This window comes from Methanolinea sp., from assembly GCA_030055515.1.
Classification (GTDB): Archaea; Halobacteriota; Methanomicrobia; order Methanomicrobiales; family Methanospirillaceae; genus Methanolinea_A.
Map to the genome: position 1 here is coordinate 388,757 of JASFYI010000001.1, position 20,251 is coordinate 409,007.

Annotated in this window: 18 protein-coding genes and 1 tRNA gene; 10 read left to right on the forward strand and 9 right to left on the reverse strand. The window is 64.4% G+C overall.

Translation table 11 applies throughout. From position 1 onward, the window contains the following. From QFX32_02125 to QFX32_02140, 4 genes are all read right to left on the reverse strand, one after another. Positions 1 to 540 (reverse strand): nucleotide-binding protein, encoded by a 540-nt coding sequence (locus QFX32_02125; protein MDI9632839.1) that lies wholly within the window; start codon positions 538 to 540, stop codon positions 1 to 3. Positions 541 to 549: 9 nt separating this feature from the next. Beyond that, positions 550 to 1,428, reverse strand: a complete 879-nt coding sequence (locus QFX32_02130) for a formate/nitrite transporter family protein (protein MDI9632840.1) — start codon at positions 1,426 to 1,428, stop codon at positions 550 to 552. 203 nt (positions 1,429 to 1,631) lie between these two features. Next, complete coding sequence (locus QFX32_02135; GenBank protein ID MDI9632841.1) at positions 1,632 to 2,396, reverse strand: dihydroorotate dehydrogenase electron transfer subunit; 765 nt, start codon at positions 2,394 to 2,396, stop codon at positions 1,632 to 1,634. Further along, on the reverse strand, positions 2,389 to 3,276 hold the full coding sequence (locus tag QFX32_02140; protein ID MDI9632842.1) for a dihydroorotate dehydrogenase: 888 nt from the start codon (positions 3,274 to 3,276) through the stop codon (positions 2,389 to 2,391). Before QFX32_02140 ends, QFX32_02135 begins: the two co-directional genes overlap by 8 nt. A 62-nt stretch (positions 3,277 to 3,338) precedes the next feature. Here QFX32_02140 and QFX32_02145 point away from each other — a divergent pair, with 62 nt between their 5' ends. The 5 genes from QFX32_02145 to QFX32_02165 all read left to right on the forward strand — a co-directional run bounded on the left by QFX32_02145 (position 3,339) and on the right by QFX32_02165 (position 10,025). Beyond that, positions 3,339 to 4,205, forward strand: a complete 867-nt coding sequence (locus QFX32_02145; protein ID MDI9632843.1) for a lactate dehydrogenase — start codon at positions 3,339 to 3,341, stop codon at positions 4,203 to 4,205. A gap of 5 nt (positions 4,206 to 4,210) precedes the next feature. Further along, positions 4,211 to 6,667, forward strand: a complete 2,457-nt coding sequence (locus QFX32_02150) for a DNA-directed DNA polymerase (GenBank protein ID MDI9632844.1) — start codon at positions 4,211 to 4,213, stop codon at positions 6,665 to 6,667. A gap of 31 nt (positions 6,668 to 6,698) precedes the next feature. Beyond that, positions 6,699 to 8,045, forward strand: a complete 1,347-nt coding sequence (locus tag QFX32_02155) for a cobyrinate a,c-diamide synthase (GenBank protein ID MDI9632845.1) — start codon at positions 6,699 to 6,701, stop codon at positions 8,043 to 8,045. A gap of 100 nt (positions 8,046 to 8,145) precedes the next feature. After that, positions 8,146 to 9,792 carry a dihydroxy-acid dehydratase gene (gene ilvD, locus QFX32_02160; GenBank protein MDI9632846.1) on the forward strand — a complete coding sequence of 549 codons (1,647 nt, stop codon included), beginning with the start codon at positions 8,146 to 8,148 and terminating at the stop codon, positions 9,790 to 9,792. A 35-nt stretch (positions 9,793 to 9,827) separates the two neighbouring features. Continuing rightward, positions 9,828 to 10,025 carry a hypothetical protein gene (locus tag QFX32_02165; GenBank protein MDI9632847.1) on the forward strand — a complete coding sequence of 66 codons (198 nt, stop codon included), beginning with the start codon at positions 9,828 to 9,830 and terminating at the stop codon, positions 10,023 to 10,025. Positions 10,026 to 10,104: 79 nt separating this feature from the next. Here QFX32_02165 and QFX32_02170 read toward each other — a convergent pair whose 3' ends face one another. From QFX32_02170 to QFX32_02180, 3 genes are all read right to left on the reverse strand, one after another. Beyond that, entirely contained in the window at positions 10,105 to 10,743 is a 639-nt protein-coding gene (locus tag QFX32_02170; GenBank protein ID MDI9632848.1) for an RDD family protein, read from the reverse strand. A gap of 168 nt (positions 10,744 to 10,911) precedes the next feature. Beyond that, positions 10,912 to 11,988, reverse strand: a complete 1,077-nt coding sequence (locus QFX32_02175) for an ABC transporter permease (GenBank protein ID MDI9632849.1) — start codon at positions 11,986 to 11,988, stop codon at positions 10,912 to 10,914. Next, the gene (locus QFX32_02180) at positions 11,989 to 13,806 is read right to left on the reverse strand and encodes a PrsW family intramembrane metalloprotease (GenBank protein ID MDI9632850.1); all 1,818 of its coding nucleotides are present in this window, start codon (positions 13,804 to 13,806) and stop codon (positions 11,989 to 11,991) included. Positions 13,807 to 13,887: 81 nt separating this feature from the next. Here QFX32_02180 and QFX32_02185 point away from each other — a divergent pair, with 81 nt between their 5' ends. Beyond that, positions 13,888 to 14,775 carry an ABC transporter ATP-binding protein gene (locus tag QFX32_02185; GenBank protein ID MDI9632851.1) on the forward strand — a complete coding sequence of 296 codons (888 nt, stop codon included), beginning with the start codon at positions 13,888 to 13,890 and terminating at the stop codon, positions 14,773 to 14,775. A 66-nt stretch (positions 14,776 to 14,841) separates the two neighbouring features. Here QFX32_02185 and QFX32_02190 read toward each other — a convergent pair. Then, positions 14,842 to 14,915, reverse strand: a tRNA-Lys gene (locus QFX32_02190). 145 nt (positions 14,916 to 15,060) lie between these two features. Between QFX32_02190 and QFX32_02195 the strand changes: the two genes are divergently transcribed. The 3 genes from QFX32_02195 to QFX32_02205 are packed head-to-tail and all read left to right on the forward strand — an operon-like array spanning position 15,061 to position 18,780. Further along, positions 15,061 to 16,524, forward strand: a complete 1,464-nt coding sequence (locus tag QFX32_02195) for a DHH family phosphoesterase (protein ID MDI9632852.1) — start codon at positions 15,061 to 15,063, stop codon at positions 16,522 to 16,524. Beyond that, complete coding sequence (locus tag QFX32_02200; GenBank protein ID MDI9632853.1) at positions 16,514 to 17,128, forward strand: DUF115 domain-containing protein; 615 nt, start codon at positions 16,514 to 16,516, stop codon at positions 17,126 to 17,128. The genes QFX32_02195 and QFX32_02200 overlap by 11 nt, the downstream gene beginning before the upstream one ends. After that, the gene (locus QFX32_02205) at positions 17,125 to 18,780 is read left to right on the forward strand and encodes a radical SAM protein (protein MDI9632854.1); all 1,656 of its coding nucleotides are present in this window, start codon (positions 17,125 to 17,127) and stop codon (positions 18,778 to 18,780) included. Before QFX32_02200 ends, QFX32_02205 begins: the two co-directional genes overlap by 4 nt. A 5-nt stretch (positions 18,781 to 18,785) precedes the next feature. Here the strand turns inward: QFX32_02205 and QFX32_02210 are convergent, their stop codons facing one another. Next, a complete protein-coding gene (locus QFX32_02210) occupies positions 18,786 to 19,919 on the reverse strand; it encodes a CBS domain-containing protein (GenBank protein ID MDI9632855.1) in 1,134 nt (377 codons plus the stop codon). A 49-nt stretch (positions 19,920 to 19,968) separates the two neighbouring features. Here QFX32_02210 and QFX32_02215 point away from each other — a divergent pair, with 49 nt between their 5' ends. Next, the gene (locus QFX32_02215) at positions 19,969 to 20,244 is read left to right on the forward strand and encodes a PRC-barrel domain-containing protein (protein MDI9632856.1); all 276 of its coding nucleotides are present in this window, start codon (positions 19,969 to 19,971) and stop codon (positions 20,242 to 20,244) included. The last annotated feature ends 7 nt before the right edge of the window (positions 20,245 to 20,251 follow it).

Sequence of the window (20,251 nt, forward strand, 5' to 3'; positions counted from 1 at the left end):
TCAGGCGGGACCCTTCCCTTTTTCCCTCTCCCGGGAGTCCGCGGTCCTCTGCACGGGGACGATGGAGACCGCGTTTATCACGGGGTCGCCCGTGACCACGTACCTCTTCATCACCTGCCCGAGAACCTCGACCACGTCACCCTTCCTGACCTTCTGGCGGGGCGACGTGAACATCTTCACGGAGATCTCGCCGCTCCTGTCGGCGACGAGGTACTGCGGCCGGTTGAGGAACTGGAAGTAGACCCTCTCGACGACCCCCTCGACCTTCACGATCTCACCGATCATGTGGGGCTTTATCATCCTGATCCTCACGGGACGCGCCCTCTCCCTGTACACCGGCTCGAGGGCGGCGTATTCCTTCTGGCTCATGTAGTTGAGGGCAAGGGGGATGGCAAAGAGCATGACCACAGTCGGGATTCCCCAGGCAAGGAGCGTCCAGTCCCCCGTGGCGAGGAACGCGTAAATCAAAAGAATCGCGAAGATCCCGACCACCGCGGTGGCGAGGATCGAGATCTTCGCATTAACTTCCCCTATCTTCATCCAGTTCAGCTACTTCAGGGCTGCGATCTCCTTCCTGAAGGCAACCCAGTAGAGCACGCCGACGAAGAACATGCCACCCACGATGTTGCCGATCGTGACGATGATCATGTTGTTCGTCCAGAAGGTCACCCAGTTCAACCCCGCGTTTATCTTCGTTGGGTCGGTGATGAATCCCTGGGTGAGGATGCCCGCGGATATGAAGTACTGGTTGGCAATCGAGTGTTCAAACCCGGTGGAGACGAAGCACATGATCGGGAACCAGATGCCGAAGAACTTGCCAATCGCGTCGTCCGCGCAGATACCGAGGAGGATGGCCAGGTTCACGAGCCAGTTGCAGCCAATGCCCTTGAGGAACGCCGACCACATCCCCATCGTCCCTACGTAGCTCACCTTGGCCGACGCGATCGCTATCGCCCTCGTACCGAAGGCGGTCACCGTCGCTGCTCCCGCGGCATCGAAGGAGACGAACGGGCCGTATGCCATGATGTAGGCGTACACGATTGACCCGATCAGGTTGCCGATGTACACCCACACCCAGAGGTTGAGGACCTGCGCCCAGGAGACCTTGTGGATGAACGCGGCCATGGGTGCGAGCATCGCGTCACCGGTGAAGAGCTCTGCGCCCGTGAGGACGGTGATGATAAGCCCGACAGGGAACACGGCTCCCGTGATGAGCTGTGCGAACCCCGCGCTCGCCGTGCCATACCTGAGCGCAGCATCGGTTGCAAGGACACCGGTGCTGCACACAGTCGCGAGACCGCCTCCCATGGCGATGTAGGCCCCCGACATGAACCCACGCATCACCATGTTCCATGCTGGCAGTCCTACCTTGTACTTCCCGGCATCGCCTGCTTTCGCGACGATTGCAACAGGGGGATGAAACACCATTTGTTACACACCTCTCTGACGATTACCTATACCATACCAATAATTCACTTTGCGTATAGGTTCAAAACTAAAATCCTTTCTGGTCTTATTAAAACCTTTCTAAATGATTTTCGCTGCGCATTCGCTTTTTTTGCGGATTTAACCTGCATTATCGGTCCTGATCGTGCCACAAATATATACAAAAACTTTCTGCCTGCCGGGGATCAGGCCGGCCGACGTCGCCCCGCCGCGTCCCGCGAGTACCTCCCGAACTCGCCCCTCTCGAGGATTGCCGCGGGGAACACGGGGCCGTCCCGGCAGACCCGCAGGCCGTCCGGGTCGATGCAGCAGGAGCCGCAGACACCGATCCCGCACTTCATGTACCTGTGGAGGCTGAAGTGTCCCTTCTCCTGGCATCCCCTCTCGCGGAGCACGGAGAGGACGGTTGCCATCATCCTCTCTGGACCACAGCAGATAACCGCGTCGTACCGGTCGAGGTTCTCTTCGCGCAGGAGGTCGGTGACGAGTCCACGGTGCCCAAGCGACCCGTCGTCGGTTGCAACCGCGAGGTCAGAAAGCGACGCGAAATTCTCCAAGAAGAGGAGTTCCTCCCTCGAGCGGGCACCGAGGAGGATCTTCTCCACGCCCCCCGCGACCACGGCAGGGAGGATCGGGGCCGCACCGACACCCCCCGCGACGGCGAGCATTCTCCTGCCAGCCGGGAATCCGTTCCCGAACGGCCCCCTGATCCCGATACTGTCACCCGGGCAGAGTGATGAGAGGACAGTTGTCGCGTCGCCGACGCGCTGGACCGTGATCGAGGAGGGCGAGGAGAGCGCCATCGGGACCTCGTCGATGCCCGGGACCCAGACCATCACGAACTGGCCAGGGACGAAGTGGAACTCCCGGTTGAAAACCAGCGTGGTGACCGTGGGGGTCTCCCGGAAGACCCGCGTCACGCGGACGGGGACGGGAAGACCTTCAATCATGGGCGCACCCCACGATCTCGCGCGCGGGAACGCCGTCCGCGGAGTAAAGGTCGGCCGCGATCCGGGAGAATATGGCCGTGTCATCCATGACCGCGGTCCCTATCTCGACGGCAACGGCGCCCGCCATCATCATCTCGAGGACATCGGATGCCGACGACACGCCCCCGCACCCGATGATGGGAATGGAGCACGCCTCGTAGAGCTCGTACACGCACCTCACCGCGACGGGGAAGATCGCCCTTCCGGAGAGCCCGCCGTACCTGTTCCCAAGGACGGGGCGCCGCAGTCCCACCGAGATTCTCATCGCCTTCAGGGTGTTGATCGCGACGATCGCCGACGCGCCGCCCCGCTCTGCGGCCATCCCGATCTCGGCGATGTCGGTGACGTTCGGCGTCAGCTTCACCCACGTCGGGAGGCCGACAGATGCAACGGCCCTCGTGCACTCCTCGACCATCGTCGGGTCCGTCCCGAGCGCCGCGCCGTACCCCCTCGCGTGGGGACACGAGAGGTTCAGTTCCACGCCCGCGACCCTGTCCCGGAACCAGCTGCACACGGTCGCGCACTCTTCTGGCGTCCCCCCGAAGATGCTCGCGATGACCGGTTCGCCGCGGAGCGGCGCGAGCTCGTCGAGGAATTCCATGGAGGGATTGGGGAGTCCCATGGCGTTGAGGAGGCCGCAATCGAGGGGGACGACGCAGGGGCCGGGGTGCCCCTCGAGGGGGAGGGGCCCGATCGACTTCGTCACGACGCCGCCCGCACCACCGCGGAGGATCCGGGCGAGGGATGCCCCCGTGGTGCCGAGGATGCCCGCCGCGAGGAGCATGTGGTTCCGCAGGGTGACCCCGCCGGCCACGACCGGGCCCGGGAGAAGCCTGAGCATGTGTATGAGGTGGGCGAACCGATTGTAATTATTTATCCTTTTCCCGCGCGAATGAGAATGGCATGGCACGGATATCCGTCCTCGGGACGGGGAGAGTGGGCGGCGAGGTCGCGTACCTCTGTGCGGTGCTCGGGCTCGCGGACGAGCTCGTGATGTACGACAGCGCGTCCGAATTCCTCCGCGCACAGGTCCTCGACATTCTCCACGCGGGCATCGATATCCAAATCGGCACGGACTGGAGGGAGGTCCCAAAGACCGACGTATGCATTTTTTCGGCCGGCGTGCCGCGTAACCCCGGGATCAGGACACGTGCGGATCTCCTCGACGCGAATCTCCCCGTCGCGACCGAGTGCAGCCAGGCCATCCGCGGATTCGACGGTATCCTCATCACCGTGACAAACCCCGTCGACGTAAACAATTATTACCTCTGCAAGAAAAACGGCCTTGAACCGGAGAGGTGCATCGGGTTCGGCGGCCAGCTCGATTCCGCGAGGTTCGGCCTCATCCTCCGGGAGGCGAATATCCGCGGGCGCCCCTTCGTCATCGGAGACCACGGGGAGAACCAGGTGCCCCTCTTCAGCCGGCTGGACGACCCGGTGGACATCCCGAGGAGGGAAGAGATACTCGCCTGCCTGAAGGGGGCGAGCATGGAGGTCATCAAGGGGAAGGGGGGGACGGTCTTCGGCCCCGCGTACCACATCGCAACGCTCGTGAAAACGATCCTCCGGAACGAGGGGACTGTCCTCCCGTGTTCCTGCATCCCGAGCGGGGAGTATGGTGCAGCGGATTGTTCGATCGGACTCCCCGCGCGAATCGGGCGGGGCGGGATAGAGAAGATCGAGGAATGGGCACTCGATTCATGGGAGAGCGAGAAGTTCTCGCGGGCCCTCGAGGAAGTGAAGGGGCTCTGCGCGAGACTGGGTGTTTGAGGGAGATGCGAGGGGAACCCGGGACGGGAGGAGAGGGCGGAGGCGAAGGAACTGCAGGACTCGCCATCTCCGTGAACCAGATCGAGTACACGGTGGGCCCCTCCGGGCCCGTCGTCCACGTCTTCGGCAGGGACACCGGGAGGAACTCCGTTCACCTGCAGGTGACGGGATTCCGGCCGTACTTCTACGTCCCCGCCGAGCTCGCCGCGGAAATTCCCCCGTCCCCGAGGGCCGAGGTGGAGGAAGGGAAGAGGTACCGGTCGATCCGCGGAGAGACCCTCGTGAGGATCTTCACGCAACGGCCGACCGACGTCAGGGAAGAGAGGGAGCGGTACAAGGTCCACTACGAGGCGGACATCCCCTTCACCACGCGGTTTGCGATCGACTGCGGGATACGGGGAGGGATGTCCTCGCCGGCCCCCTGTGCCGACTACGGGCAGGTCTCCCCCTCGGACACGGACGTGCCGCCGCGGATCTGCATGGTGGACATCGAGTGCGACGATGCGCACGGTTTCCCCCAGCCCGCGCGCGACGCGATCATCTGCATCACGGCGTGGGATTCCTACACGGGCAGGTACACCACGTTCGCGTGCGCTCCCCCGGGGAAGGCACTCGGCGGGCCGGTCCCCTTGCGCGAAGCGCCGCGGGAATCCGGCTGTTTCGATCCCGCGCGGCACGAGGTGACGCTCTACCCCGACGAGAGAACGATGCTCCAGGCATTCGTATCCTACGTGAAGCAGACGGACCCCGACATCCTCTCGGGCTGGAACTTCACCGAGTTCGACCTGCCCTACATCTCCCGGAGGATGGATGCCCTCTCCCTTGCATTCTCGGGCCTCTCGCGGATCGAGGGCGAGATCGAGCGCCTCGCGGTCCGGGGGAGGGCGATATTCGACCTCCTCCTCGCGTACCGGAAGATGCACGTGACACAGAAGGAATCCTACCGGCTCGACGCCGTCGCGGAGGCGGAACTGGGCGACACGAAGGTAAAATACAAGGGGACGCTCTCGGCCACGTGGCGGGACGACCTGCCCGCACTCGTCGAGTACAATTACAAAGACGTGTACCTCTGCGTGGGGATCAACGAGAAGAACAGGATAATCGAGTTCTACCGGGAGATCGCGCGATACGTGGGCTGTCCCCTCGAAAAGACGCTCAACTCCTCGAACATCATCGACATCCTCGTCCTCCGGAAGGCACACGGGAAGTTCGTCCTCCCCTCGAAGGGATACGCCCCCGCGGAAGAGTTCGAGGGGGCGACGGTATTCGACCCGACGAGGGGTATCCGCGAGAACGTCGTTGTCCTCGACCTAAAGTCGCTCTACCCCATGGCCATGATGACGATCAACGCGTCCCCGGAGACGAAGGACCCGAAGGGAGAACTCCGGGCACCAAACGGTGTCAGGTTCAGGAAGGAACCGGACGGCCTTACCCGGAGCATCATCCGCGACCTCCTCGCCGAGAGGGACGAGAAGAAGGCGATGAGGAACAGGTTCCCCTTCGGGTCGCCGGAATACGTCCTGTACGACATGCAGCAGAACGTCATCAAGGTCATCATGAACAGTTACTACGGGGTGAGCGGGTACGCGCGGTTCCGGCTCTACGACAGGGAGATCGGCGCGGCGGTCACGTCCGTAGGGAGGGCGATCATCGAGCACACCCGGAGGGTGATCGAGGGACTGGGGTACCGCGTCATCTACGGGGACACGGACTCCTGCATGGTCGAGCTCCCGGGGCTCGGCCTCGAGGAGACGATCGCGGAGTCCCGGCGGATAGAGGCGGTGGTCAACGAGAGCTACGCGGAATTCGCCCGCAGGGAACTGAATGCAGACGTCCACTACTTCTCGATAAAGTTCGAGAAGGTCTACCGCAGGTTCTTCCAGGCCGGGAGGAAGAAGAGGTACGCCGGGCACCTGGTCTGGAAGGAAGGTGTGCCCGTGGACGGGATCGACATCGTGGGCTTCGAGATCCGGCGGAGTGACTACCCCCAGATCACGAAGGTCGTCCAGGCCCGGGTCATCGAGCTGATCCTCAAGGGGGAAGGCTACGAAGCCGTCCGGAAGTACCTCGGGGAAGTGATCAGGGACTTCCGCGCCGGGAAGTACACGCTCGACGAGATCGGGATCCCCGGGGGGATCGGGAAGGAACTCGGAGATTACCAGAACGACGATGCCCACGTGAGGGGGGCGAAGTACGCGAACGAGTACCTCGGCATGGACTTTTCGCGGGGGAGCAAGCCGAAGAGGGTGTACATCAAGAACGTCACGGGGAAGTACCCGAAGACCGATGTCCTCTGCTTCGAGTATGGCGACCAGGTCCCGCCCGAGTTCCAGGTCGACTGGGAGGTCATGATGGAAAAGACCATCAAGCAGCCGATATCCCGGATCATCGAGGCGCTCGGGTGGTCGTGGTCGGACATCGACCCCTCCCGGACGACCCTCGCCCAGTGGGGGATAGGGTGAGGGAGTGGATCTCTCCGGGGATCGCATAGGGATGACGCGGGGGCCCGGGGTGTCGATCCCGAGGGTAGTGGTCTGCGGTACCCACAGCGGGTGCGGGAAGACCACGATCACCCGCGGGATAATGGAGGCCCTCGTCGCGCGGGGACTCTCCGTCCAGCCGTTCAAGGTGGGGCCGGACTTCATCGATCCCACGCACCACACCGCCGTGTGCGGGAGGATCTCGCGCAACCTCGACCCCTTCATGATGGGCGAGGCAGGTGTCCTCGAGACATTCGCGAGGGCGTGCCGGGGTGCAGACATCGCGGTCGTCGAGGGCGTGATGGGGATGTTCGACGGCGTGGACGGGACCGACACCTCGAGCACGGCCCACGTCGCGCGGATCCTCTCTGCCCCCTGCATCCTCGTCGTGGATGTCCACGGGATGTCCCGCAGCGCGCACGCGCTCCTGCGCGGGTACGCGGGTTTCGACCCCTCGGTGCGGATCGCGGGGGTGATATGCAACAGGACCGGGAGCGAGCGCCACAGGAGGATGATTGCCGCGGGGCTCGAGCTCCCCGCGCTCGGGTTCATCCCGCGGGAACCTTCCCTATCTGTGGAGAGCAGGCATCTTGGGCTCCACATGGCCCACGAGACCGACAAGAGGGGCGTGCACGGCCGCGTCGTCGCGGAAAACTGCGACATCGACGGGATACTCCGGGTCGCGTCTGGGGCCCCCCCGCTGCCATTCGCGGAGGATTACGACCGCGCGCCCGCTCCCCCGCGCGTGAAGGTGGGCGTCGCGATGGACTCCGCGTTCTGTTTCTACTACCATGAGAACCTCGATCTCCTCCGGTGTCGGGGAGCAGAGGTCACGTTCTTCTCCCCCCTCGCCGATCCCCTCCCCCGGGTCGACGCGGTCTACCTCGGGGGGGGATACCCCGAGCTCTTCGCGGCAGCACTCTCCCGTTCGCCCTGCACGAGGGATCTGCGCGGGGCTGCATCCGACGGGATGCCCGTGCTCGGAGAGTGCGGCGGTCTCCTGTACCTCTCCGAATCGCTCGAGTCCGGGGGCACGCACCGGATGGCCGGAGTCCTCCCCGCGACTTCCCGGATGACCGGGAGACTCCAGGCGCTCGACTACGTGGAGGGGACGTGGGAGGACGGACCCCCCCTCTCGCCGCGCGGGTCTGCCGTGCGGGGGCACGAATTCCACTATTCCATCGTGGAACCTGAACGGGACGCGCGTTTCGCGCTCTCCCTCTCCCGGGGAAAGGGCATCCTCGGCGGCAGGGACGGTCTCTTCGAGCACGGCACCGTCGGCACGTACACCCACACCTACTTCTCGCCCGCGTTCGCCGATTCCCTCGTCCGCGCCGCGGAGATGTACCAGAGGACATAGCCGGCGGAAAGGAAGCCGGCCGCGGGACCGGGCCCACCGGCGGGATCACTTATTTGGTATCCCGGAAAGAGCTCTTTCCAGAGGCAGGCGTTCACCAATGATGCGGAGCAGGATCGTGAAGGAGGGGTACCAGAGGGCGCCCAACAGGTCGCTCCTCCGGTCCCTCGGGGTGACTGACGGCGAGATAGACCTCCCGTTCATCGGTATTGCGAATGCGTGGAACGACATCGTCCCGGGACATGTCCACCTGCGCACGCTTTCCACGAGGATCCGGGAGGGTATCGCCGCTGCGGGCGGTGTCCCGTTCGAGTTCGGCGTGATTGGGATATGCGACGGGATCGCGATGGGGCACGCGGGGATGCGGTACTCCCTCCCCTCCCGCGAGAACATCGCGGATTCCATCGAGCTGATGGTCGAGGCGCACGCATTCGACGGGATCGTCCTCCTCGGGACGTGCGACAAGATCGTCCCCGGGATGCTGATGGCCGCGGCAAGGTGCAACATCCCCGCGATCGTCGTGACAGGTGGCCCGATGCTCCCGGGGTACCTCGACGGGAGGGACCTCTCGCTCATCGACGTCTTCGAGGGAGTGGGGAAGGTGGCAGCGGGGACGATGACGGAGGCGGGCCTCCACGAGCTCGAGTGCGCCGCGATGCCGGGGTGCGGGAGCTGCCAGGGTCTCTACACGGCAAACACGATGGCATGCATGACCGAGGCGATGGGGATGTCCCTCCCCGGGTGCGCTGCAACGCCTGCCGTGCACGCGGAGAAGCTCCGCATCGCCCGCATGTCGGGGGAGAGGATCGTTGCGCTCGTCCGCGGGGGAATTCTCCCGCGCGAGATCATCACGGCGGAAAACCTCAGGAACGCGATACGCGTCGACATGGCACTCGGTGGCTCGACGAACACCGTTCTCCACCTCCTCGCGATCGCGAGCGAGGCGGGCGCGGACCTCTCGCTCGACGACTTTGACAGGATCTCGGCGGAAATCCCCCACATCTGCCACATGCAGCCCGCCGGGCCGCACTCCATGCTCGAGCTCTACAGGTCGGGGGGGATACCCGCGGTCCTCCACGAGCTCTCGGACTACCTTGAGGACGGGCTGACGGTCTCGGGGAAGCGCGTCCACGAGATCGCCGCCGGGGCGAGGAAGCGGGAAGGCGGGATCGTCCGCGCGGTGTCTGACCCCATCAGCCCCGCGGGAGGCCTCCGCATCATCCGCGGGAGCCTCGCTCCCCTCGGTGCGGTCGTGAAGTCCGCCGCGGTCCCGCGCGAGATGTGGACGCACACCGGTCCTGCCCGCGTTTTCGACGGGGAGGCCGCGGCAATGGAGGCCATCCTCTCCCGGAGGATAAGGGAGGGCGACGTGGTCATCATCCGGTACGAGGGGCCGGCGGGGGCACCGGGAATGCCTGAGATGCTCTCCCCGACGTCGGCCATCGTGGGGCTCGGGTACAGGAGAGTCGTCCTCGTCACCGACGGGCGTTTCTCGGGGGGGACGAGAGGCCCCTGCATCGGGCACGTGGCGCCCGAGGCCGCGGCCGGTGGCCCCATCGCGCTCGCGAGGGACGGCGACATGGTCGCGGTCGACCTCCACGCAAAGAAGATCGATCTCCTCGTCGACGATGCCGAGATCGCGCGCCGGAGGGACGAATGGAAACCCCCGCGCAGGACCCTGAGGGGCGTTCTCGCGCGGTACGCGAGGACGGTCGGGCAGGCAGACAGGGGAGCAGTCCTCGGGGAGTGAGGTCAGTACACCGGGCGAGGGCGGGAGATGTAGGGATGGCCGAAGATACCAGCCGGAAGTACGAGAGGGTCCTCTGTACACACTGCGAGGGGGCAGGGTGCATATACTGCGAGAAGACCGGCTACGTCCTCGTCACCGCACCCGCGCGGAAGTGCAGGCACTGCGGCGGGGACGGGTGCATCTACTGCGGGTTCGCGGGGTGGGAAGGCCTGAAGGGCAAGTACGACGAGTGACGGGGGCAGGCCTTCCCCGCGCGCCCGGTGGTCGCCCAGGGGAAGACGGCACGCAGTGAGATGGAGATTTTCTCCCTTGCTAGTACTCCTGGAGGAACATCAGCGTCCCCGCGATGATGTCGTGGAGACCCTGCTTGTACCGCGTGAACGCGGGGATGAGGAACCCGACGAAGAGCGTCAGGAACGAGAGGAAGATGCAGAAGAACCGGAGGGTCCCCCTCGCGAAGGAGATCCTGTTGCCCCTCATGTCCGTCACGGCGATCCGCATCACCATCTTCCCGAGCGTCGCCTGGTTTGCGGAACTCTCGAGGTACGCAAAGTAAAACCACGGGATGAGGATGAAGAAGAGCCCGACGAAGATGATGACCTGGGTGGGGAGGAGGGCGTGGACGACGTTCCCGTACGCGTCCGTGCGGGGGATGCGGAGGTAGTACTGGTAGAGCATGACCACCGCCTCGGAGAGGGGACTCGGTTTCTGGAAGATCCACGAGACAACCGTGACGATCCCCGCGGCGAAGATGTCGAAGATGAGGAGGAAGAATATGTCGAGGATCCCCGCGCCAATCCTCCTCGGGAGGCTCGCGTACTTCTCCGTGGTGATCTCCCCCACCCTCTTGCGGAGAACGGCCCTCGGGGGAGCGATCTTCAGGTCTGCACCGCACCACTGGCAGTAACGCCCCCCTGATTCCGTTTCCCTCCCGCACTTCGGACAGAACATCGGGTCCAGCTCCTAGAGATCAGGTAGTAATCGACGGGTATCACTTCAATGTATCGAATTTTCTCCATAAAGGGAGCCCGGGACCGGCGGGCACGTTCCCGGGGCACTTACCCTGTCAATTCCGCGCGAACCGGGAGGAAACGCGTCCCGGGTCTCCCGGAGACGTCCTCACTCTCCTCCCCTGCCCTGCAGCTTCCGTGCAGCCGCGTGTGTCGCGAGGGCAAGGACGATGCACGCGGCGAGTGCGAGGAGGAGGGCCGCGAACTGCGGGGGGGCAACCGTGCCGGTCGAAAGCTGCGCGATTGCATTCAGCGGGTTCCCCGGGAAAGCGAGCGCGGCGAGCATGATCACGACGACAGCCGTGGAGAAGACGAACTGGGCCGATGTCCTCTCGCGGTAGAACAGCGCCACGAGCGTTGCGAACAGGACGAGGACGAGCGACGTGGTTACCACGTGGGCCATGACCAGGGGGATGTTCTCGATGGCGATGCGGTTCAGCGAGAGGAGGGCGATCCACGTTCCCGCCTGGAGGGGGACGAGGAGGAGGCAGGCCGCGACCTTGCCCCAGACGACCTCGGGCATCGTCATCGGCGTCGAGAGGAGGGTCTCGAGGGTGTGGTGCTGGTACTCCTCGCAGACGAGGTCTATCACGAGGGCGGCCGAGATGATCGCGGGCATCATGAGGAGGAGGGGGACGAGGAGGCCGTAGATGAACTCGTAGAACCCCGGTCCCGACCTATCGGCAGGGAATTCGAGGGTCTCGGGAACGACGTCGAGGCGGGAGGCGCGCACGGTCCGCAGGAACTCCTCGTAGGCGAGGAATACCTCCTTCAGCTTCACGCTCACGATTGTGGACTGGATGTCGTTCTGGAGGACGTAGAGGGTGACCTTGACGGGCCCCGGCGAATCCGGGGGTATGGACGGCGCATACACGACCGCCGAGAGCTTGCGCTCCTTGAGCGCCCCGACCGCGTTCGCGAGGTCCATGGTGTACACCGAGAATTGTCCGCTCTCCCGGAGGAGGCGCGCGAGATCCCCCTCCTGCCCGACGTAGCCGACCGGGTACTGGGTGCCCGGGAACCGCGCGAGCGCGGAGGGATCGTACATGGAGGTCAGGCCCACCATGAGGAACGAGGAGAAGAGAGCGACGAAGAGCTGGAGGAGGATCGCGAGTACTATCGTCCTCTCGTTCCCGAGGCTCCGCAGGTCCTTGGCCGCGACGAGGAGAACGTTCCTCCCGTTCACCTACATCAGCCCCCCGATGACGACGAAGTTGTACGCGCTGTGGACGAGGGTCGCAATCGCTACTCCCGGGATGTACCCCCTCTCCCCGAGGAAGCTGACAGCGGATGCGAGGCAGAGCGTGCAGGCGAAGTGGAGGAGCAATGGGTACACGAGGAAACCGGCAGTGAGGAAGAGGATGCTCCCGAAGAGGCTCTCCGTGATCTGGGCGAGCGTGACGAAGAGGAGGAGTTTCTCCGCGGCAAAGAAACCCGCGGCCGTCGCGAGCGAGGAGAGCACGGCGAACCGGAGGGATGCGCGCCTGCCACCGTCGAGGACGAGGGTCGCGACGCCGACGGACTTTGCGATCTCCTCGACGCACGCGGCAGACACGATGAGGATTGCGAGGGAGAGTGGCATGGGGAGGTTGAAGACGAGGACGAGGAGGAGCATCTGGACCATGAAGACGAAAGGCACGAGGAACGCGCTCACCGAAAAGACGGAGAGGTACGGGTGGGCCGGGGAGAGGGAGGTGGCGACGAAATCCCTCGCGCGGCGCGCGATACCGGAGAGGGAAAAGAGGCGCTCCTCGCGGAAGTTCACGATCCCCACGTAGAAGAGTATCGTGCTCGTGAGGAAGAACAGGGAGGTCGAGTAGAGGTACTGGCTCGCGGTGTACCCCTCGCCCTGCAGCGCGAGCACGATGAGGGTGAGGGGCGAGACGATGCTGATGACGTGGACGTGGGCAAAGATGCTCGGGAAGAAGAGGTACGAGGTCACGACCGTGGAGAAGAAGATGGAGACGAACGAGAGTTCCTTGAAGCTCCGCGATACCATCCCTATGACGAGGGCACTTGAGAGGAAGAAGAGGATGACGGGGACGAGGGGGACGAGGACCGAGAGCGGCGCCCGGATGTACGTCGCGATCGCCGCGCAGAGGAGGAGCATCCCGCAGAAGTAGGGGAGTGCTTTCCCCACGACGATCGCCGCCGCCCCCGCGGGGCTCGAGAGGAGAGGTTCGCCCCTCCGCTCGACCCTCTCCTGCATGATGCTCATCATGTAGAATTGCGCGGAGAAGTAGAGCGGGAAGATGAAGAGGAAGACGAGGATGATCGAGTCGAAGGGGAGGGGGGGCGAGAGCTGCGAGGGTGTCCTGTAGGAGCCGAACGGGCTTTTCGGCCCCACGAGCTCGGTGTAACGGGCGAATTCGCCTCTCTGTTCCCATGACTGCCGGAGACCCTGCCGGAGGTCCTCGACCGGGACGGGAATGTCGGGCGACGGGGGCACGACCTCTCCCGGCGGGTTTTCCGGGACGGGGGGCCTGTCGGGCTGGGGCAGCGCCGATATCTGCCTGCCCGACTGCGTCGCGGAAAAGTCAAGCTCGCTCTTCACCTCCTGCACTTCTATCCAGAGGGGATAGGCCGCGAAGAGATCCTGCTGGGCGCCGTATACGGAGTCGAGGTACCTCTGGTAGTCGCGCTCGAGCGTTTTCAGCGCGGCCCTCCCCTTCTCGGTGTCGTGGACGTACACATCAGACCCGAGGACGATGATGTCGAACATCCCGCGGTTCGCGAAGAGGGATTCCCTCTCCCCCGCGAGGAGGTCGAAGCGTGCATCCCCCCCGACGATATCCGCGAGCAGGCGTGGATTGTCGGTCCCGAGCTTGTAGATCCCGTCCTGGATGTGGAGACCGCGTTCCGCGGCAAACCCGGTCACCACGACGAGGCAGACGACGAGGACGATTGCAACGGGGAGCGTGTGCCTCCCCATCACGCCGAACGTGCGGCGGACCTCCCACCGGGCGATGGTTGCCACGTGGGAGAGAAATGCACTCGGGTTCACGGCCTTCCGGAAATAGGGTAGCTTCAGTACCTATAATACGTTGCAGGTCGAGGAATCTGGACAGGCACTCCGCCCAATGACATGATTTCCGCACGGAATCTCTCGAAAACCTACGGGAGGACACAGGTTCTCCGGGATATCAGCTTCGACCTTGCCGAGGGGAAGATACTCGGGATCATAGGCCACAACGGCGCAGGAAAGACGACTCTCCTCAAGATCCTCGCGGGTCTGGTCGAGCCATCTTCCGGCGACATCCTCGTGAACGGGGAGAGCATCCTGCACAATCCCGACGGGTACAAGGAGATGGTCGGGTACCTCCCGGAAGAGTCGCGCCTCTACGAGACGATGAAGGTGGACGATTACCTCACGTTTTTCGGGGAGATCTACGGGATGGACCGTGCATCGATAAGGAGGCGGAGCAGGGAACTCCTCGAATGGCTCTCGCTCAACGACGGGGGAAAGAAGATGGGCGAGTTTTCGAAGGGTATGAAGAGGAAGGTCGCGATAGCCCGCTCGCTCATCCACGACCCCTCCATCCTCATCTACGACGAGGCGACCTCCGGGCTCGACCCGATGACGTCGCGCCAGATCGTCGATCTCCTCCGGGATTTGAGGGCGAAGGGGAAAACCATCGTCCTCTCGGCGCACAACCTCTACCAGGTCGAGGCGATCTGCGACCTCATCATGATCCTCCGCCGCGGCCACCGCGTCGCCCTCGGGACGCTCTCCGACCTGCGGGAGACATACGGGTCTGTCTCCTACTCGCTGTACTTCACCATCCGCGACCCGGCGCTCCTCTCGGGTGTCGCCCGCTACACCCACGAGGGCGGGTACTTCCGCGTCGATGTCCCCGACGTGAGGGAGATGAATAGGATCGCGCAGGAGGTCACTTCGGCCGGGGGGACGGTCGAGCGGGTGGAATCGCACTACCCGAGCCTCGAGGAGATGCTCGCGAAGATCGGGGCGTGAGGTTTGCCAACGGCGAGTGGCAACGATCCCCGTGGTACCCCCGAAATGGATTGAAAAGGAGAATAGCGGGCCTGAAGGGATTTGAACCCTTGACCTACGGATTAAGAGTCCGTCGCTCTTCCGAACTAAGCTACAAGCCCGTGCAAACCTGCTTGTATTTATGCGCACGGGTAAAACATAAAGTTTCCGCAACGGGGCCCGCGGTGCCACGGAATTCCCGCCGGGTGCAGTCCCGTGGCGTGTCGTGTTTGTAAATTTAATTATCCCGCGGACTGACATTGTCTCATGCAGAGGGCGGGCGAAGGGGAGAGGGGAACGGCCGCGCGCTACGCGGTCCTCGGCTGCGGGAGCACGGGATACCACGTCGCGTGCGAACTCGCCGCGAGGGGAGAGAGGGTCATCGTCTGCGACATCGACGCCTCGCGGGTGAGGGAACTCCGCGAGCAGCGGTTCGACGCCGTCCAAAAGGACATCTCCGACCCGAATTTCCTCTCTGACCTGCCGGGTTTCGAGGTGGCGTTCGTCCTCTCGGGAGACAACAAGGTGAACACCGCTGCCGTCCGGACCCTCCGGCAGGCAATCCCCGGCCTGCACATCGTCGCCCGCGCGACAGACCCGATCGGCGCGGGACTCCTCTCTTCCGCCGGTGCAGACCTCGTCCTCTACCCCCAGCAGGTCGTCGCGAAGGCCGCCATCCGCCAGGCGGACAAGATCCACTCCGCGGGCCTCGCGCGCAGGCTCTACAACCTCCTCTCGGGTCTCGAGGGGACGCTCGGGATCATCACCCACAATAACCCTGACCCGGATGCCATCGGGAGCGCGATGGCGCTCTCTGCCATCGCGAAGAGCGCGAACCCCCAGAAACTGAAGTGCCGGATCTTCTACGACGGGATCATCGGCCACCAGGAGAACAGGACCATGGTCAACCTGCTCGACATCAAGATGGAAAAGTTCGATCCCCGGGCCGTGCAGGACTGCACGCACCTCGCCCTCGTGGACAGCTCGGGGCCGGGCCTGAACAACCCCCTCTCCCCGCGGACCCGGGTCTCCATCATCATCGACCACCACAGGGACGGGCACGGGCAGGAGAGTGCCACGTTCTCCGACGTGCGGCCGGGCCTCGGCGCGACTGCGAGCATCCTGGCCCAGTACCTCCAGGAACTCGACATCCCGGTCGACAGGAACGTCGCGACGGGGCTCCTGTACGGCATAAGGGCTGACACGAAGGAATTCCGCCGGAATGTCACCCCCCAGGACCTCTCCAACGCCGCGTTCCTCCTCCCCCTGACCGATGCCGAAATCCTCGACCAGATCATGTCCCCTTCCCTCTCCCAGGAGACGCTCGACGTGCTCGGCGCCGCGATCAAGAACCGGCACATCAGGAGCGGCTACCTCTTCTCCAACGTGGGGTATGTACACAACCGCGACTCACTCCCCCAGGCCGCGGACCTGCTCATCTCCCTCGAGGGGGTGAACACTGCCCTCGTGTACGGGATCACGGACGACGCGATTGTCGTTTCTGCGCGCAACAGGGACATCCGTCTCCACATCGGAAACGTCCTCAAGGAGGCCTTCGGGGACATCGGCGACGCGGGGGGGCACCCGAACATGGCAGCCGCGACGATCCCCCTGTTTTACTTCCGCCACGTGAAGGACAAGGAGGGTCTCCTCTCCCTCGTGATGGACCCCCTCCTCTCCCGGTTCATGGGCCTCGTGGGACTCGAGCCGGAGTCTGGCCATGGAATTTGAGGAGTGGGAACCGGTATACGAGGAGATACTCGAGTACTTCGGCTTTGACAGGGCGGAGGACGAGAGGGCTGCAGCCCTCCTCTCGACCCTCCTCGAACGCGATGACCTCGACCTCCTCCATGGGATCACGAGGGGGAGGGAGGTGTGCGTGTGCGGCAACGGCCCCTCCCTCCCGAGGGAGATCCCGGGTGTGGGCGGGTGCGTGTTCGCCGCCGACGCGGCAGCCCTCGTCCTGCAGTCCCACGGGATACTCCCGGACGCGATCTTCACGGACCTCGACGGTGCAACCGAGGAATTCGTGGAGATGAACAGGAGGGGAACGGTCATCGTGGTCCATGCCCACGGCGACAACATCCCCCTCATCAGGCTCTGGGTCCCGAGGTTCCGCGGGCCCGTCGTGGGGACGACACAGGCAAGGCCGCTCCCCCGCGTGCACAACTTCGGGGGATTCACGGACGGGGACCGCGCCGTCTTCGCCGCGAAGGCACTCGGCGCTGCGCGCGTCACCCTCGCCGGGTTCGACCTCGACGACCCGCGGGTGGACAGGGTGAAGAAGGCGAAACTCCGCTGGGCAAAGCGCCTGCTCGCGATGGTCTACCCATGAGGGAGAAGAGGGCATTCATCCTCGACGGCTACGTGGACGAGCCCGCGTGCCTCGGTGTTCCCCCCTACATCTCGCCCTACGTGAGGACACTCGCGGGGGTCCTCGGGGAACACGAGTACACCGTCTCCTACGCGACGATCGACCAGGCGAGGAGGGATCCCGGGTTGATCCGCGCGATGCAGGCCGCGTCGCTCGTCGTCGTGGTCGCGGGAGTGACCGTCCCGGGGAAGTACATGGGCGGGACCCCGGCAACCCTCGCCGAGATACTCCAGATCGGGGCGGCCCTGAAGGATCCCCTCGCCATCCTCTCGGGACCCATCGTCTTTGGATACTCGCCGGGCGGGGGAAAGAAGGCGGAGAAGAATACTTTCCCCGGGTTCGACGTCGTCCTCCGCGGGTCTCCGGCATCCGCCCTCGACAATTACCTCTCGGGCAGGGAACCGCGGGGGGACTTCGACTACCGTAGGGAAGACCCGTGGAGCGTGCGCGGCGCGTGGGTCGTCGCCCAGCACCCGAGGTTCCCGTGGGTGATGTGCGAGGTCGAGACGGCGCGGGGGTGCCCGAGGTCCCACTCGGGCGGGTGCTCGTTCTGCACGGAACCCCTCTACGGCCCGCCCGTCTTCCGTCCCGTGGAGGGGATTGCACGCGAGGTCGAGAGCCTCTCCCGGACGGGTGCCCGGCACTTCCGGCTCGGGCGGCAGCCCGACATCCTCGTGTACGGGTCATCCCCCTCCGAGGAGTACCCGTCCCCCGTCCCGGAGAGACTGGAGGAGCTCTTCACGCTCGTCCGCGAGTCCGCCCCTGCCCTCGAGACCCTCCACATCGACAACGTGAACCCCGCGACGATCGCGCGCCACCCGGACGCGAGCCGCGCGGCACTCGAGGTGATCGTCTCCCACCACACGCCCGGGGACGTCGCCGCGTTCGGCATGGAGACCGCCGACCCGGCCGTCATCGAGCAGAACAATCTCAAGGCGCGGCCGGAGGAGGTCCTCGAGGCCATCCGGATCGTGAACGAGGTCGGGGGGCACCGCGAAAACGGGATCCCCCACCTCCTCCCCGGCCTGAACTTCGTCTGCGGCCTCGCGGGCGAGACGGCGCAGACCTACAGGGAGAACATCGCGTTCCTCGACCGCGTCCTCCGTTCCGGCCTCCTCGTCCGGAGGGTCAACATCAGGCAGCTGATGCCGTTTGGGGGGACGAGGGCCTACGCGCAGAATACCCTCGGTCTCCACAGGGAACTCTTCTCCTCGTTCAAGGCGCACGTGCGCGAGCGCTTCGACCTCCCCATGCTCAGGCGCGTCTTCCCCGTGGGAACCGTCCTCCGGAAGGTCTTCATCGAGGAGGAGGGGGATTCCCTCTCGTTCGGCAGGCAGATGGGTTCTTACCCCATCCTCGTCGGGTTCCCCCTGCGCCTCGGGGTCAATTCCGTCGTCGACGCGGTCGTCGTCGACCACGGCATGCGGTCCGTCTCGGCCCTCCCCGTCCCCATAGAGGTAAACGCGCTACCCCGGAGGGCGCTCACGTGGATCCCCGGCGTAGGGAAACAGCTGGCCGCCCGGATCGCCGCCAAGAGACCGTTCCGCGACCTCGAGGCGCTGAGGGCGGTCGCGGGCGCCCTCCCCCTCGAGCACCTCGTCGCCCTCTCCTAGTTCTCCTATATCTCGCGAAGCTCGATGACCTTCAGGATATCCGTCTTCGTCACGATCCCGACGAGGCGGTCGCCTGCCATGACGGGGAGGCGCCCGATGTTCCTCGCGGTCATCGTCTTCAATGCGTCGATGACCGGGGCCTCCGGGGGGAGCGTGACCACGTCGCGCGTCATCACGTCCCTGACCTGCATCGCCTCGCGGTCGATGGGCGAGACGCGGTGGATGTCGGCGAGCGTGACCATCCCCACGAGGTACCCCCTGTCCGTCACGGGGAACCCGAGGTGCTTCGTCACGTACATGAGGTCGATCACCTCGCGAATGGGGGTTTCGGGGGTGACCGAGATCACGGGGCTCGACATGATGTCCCCCACCGAGACGTCCCTTAAGAGGAACGTGTACTTTATCGCGTGGAATTCCTGCGTCGCCCCGATGTAGATGAAGAGCGCGATCAGGATGAGGAGGGGGGAGAAGAGGAGGACCCCCACGATGCCGAAGATCACCGCGAACGCCTTCCCCACGTCCGCCGCGATCCGCGTCGCCTCCGGGAGCGGCATGCGCGACGCGAGGTACGCCCTGAGCACCCGGCCGCCGTCCATGGGGAACGCGGGGAGGAGGTTGAAGAGGCAGAGGAAGACGTTCAGCAGGCCGAGGTAGGAGAAGGTGAAGGTGAGCAGGCCCAAGACCGGGCCACCCGCGAGGGTTGCATCGACGAGGTACACCGCGGCGATGAACGAGATGCCGATGCCGAGGCTCGTGAGGGGGCCGACGAGCGCCATGGGGAGCTCGACGCCCGGCTCGGGCGAGCTCTCCTCCATGGAAGCGACGCCCCCGAAGACGAGGAGGGTGATGCTGTGGATGGGGACGCCCCTCCTCATCGCGACGATGCAGTGCGCGATCTCGTGGAGGAGGACGCCTCCAAAGAGCCCGAGCGCGAGGAGGAGCCCGATGATGTACGGGTTGTATCCGGCCACGAGGTAGGTCGTGTCAATCGAGACGCCGAATACAGACGAGAGGATTCCGACCGTGGGTACTATCTGGTTCCCGATTATCCATGCAAAAACGGGGATGATGACGAGGAAAGTCCAGTGGATCTGGATCGGAATACCAAAAATGGACCCGATTTTGAACGACCCGTCCATGAAAAGAGTATCTTTTTAACCATCATAGTATATATCTTCCATGATTAGGATGAGAACCCAGATCACCGATTTATTCGGCCTGAATATCTACACGGAAAAGAGCGTCTTCGTGGGGGAGGTAGAGGATGTCCTCATCGACATAGAGGGGAAGAAGATGGATTCGCTCCTCGTGGGCAAGCTCAACCAGGACCTCCTGGACATCAAGAACTACAAGGGCATCAAGATACCGTTCCGGATGATCAGGAGCATAGGGGACATCGTCATCATCCGCCACCTCCCCGGGGCATTCAAGAAGGGCGAGGCGCCGGCCGAAGCGCCGCGGTGAAATCCCC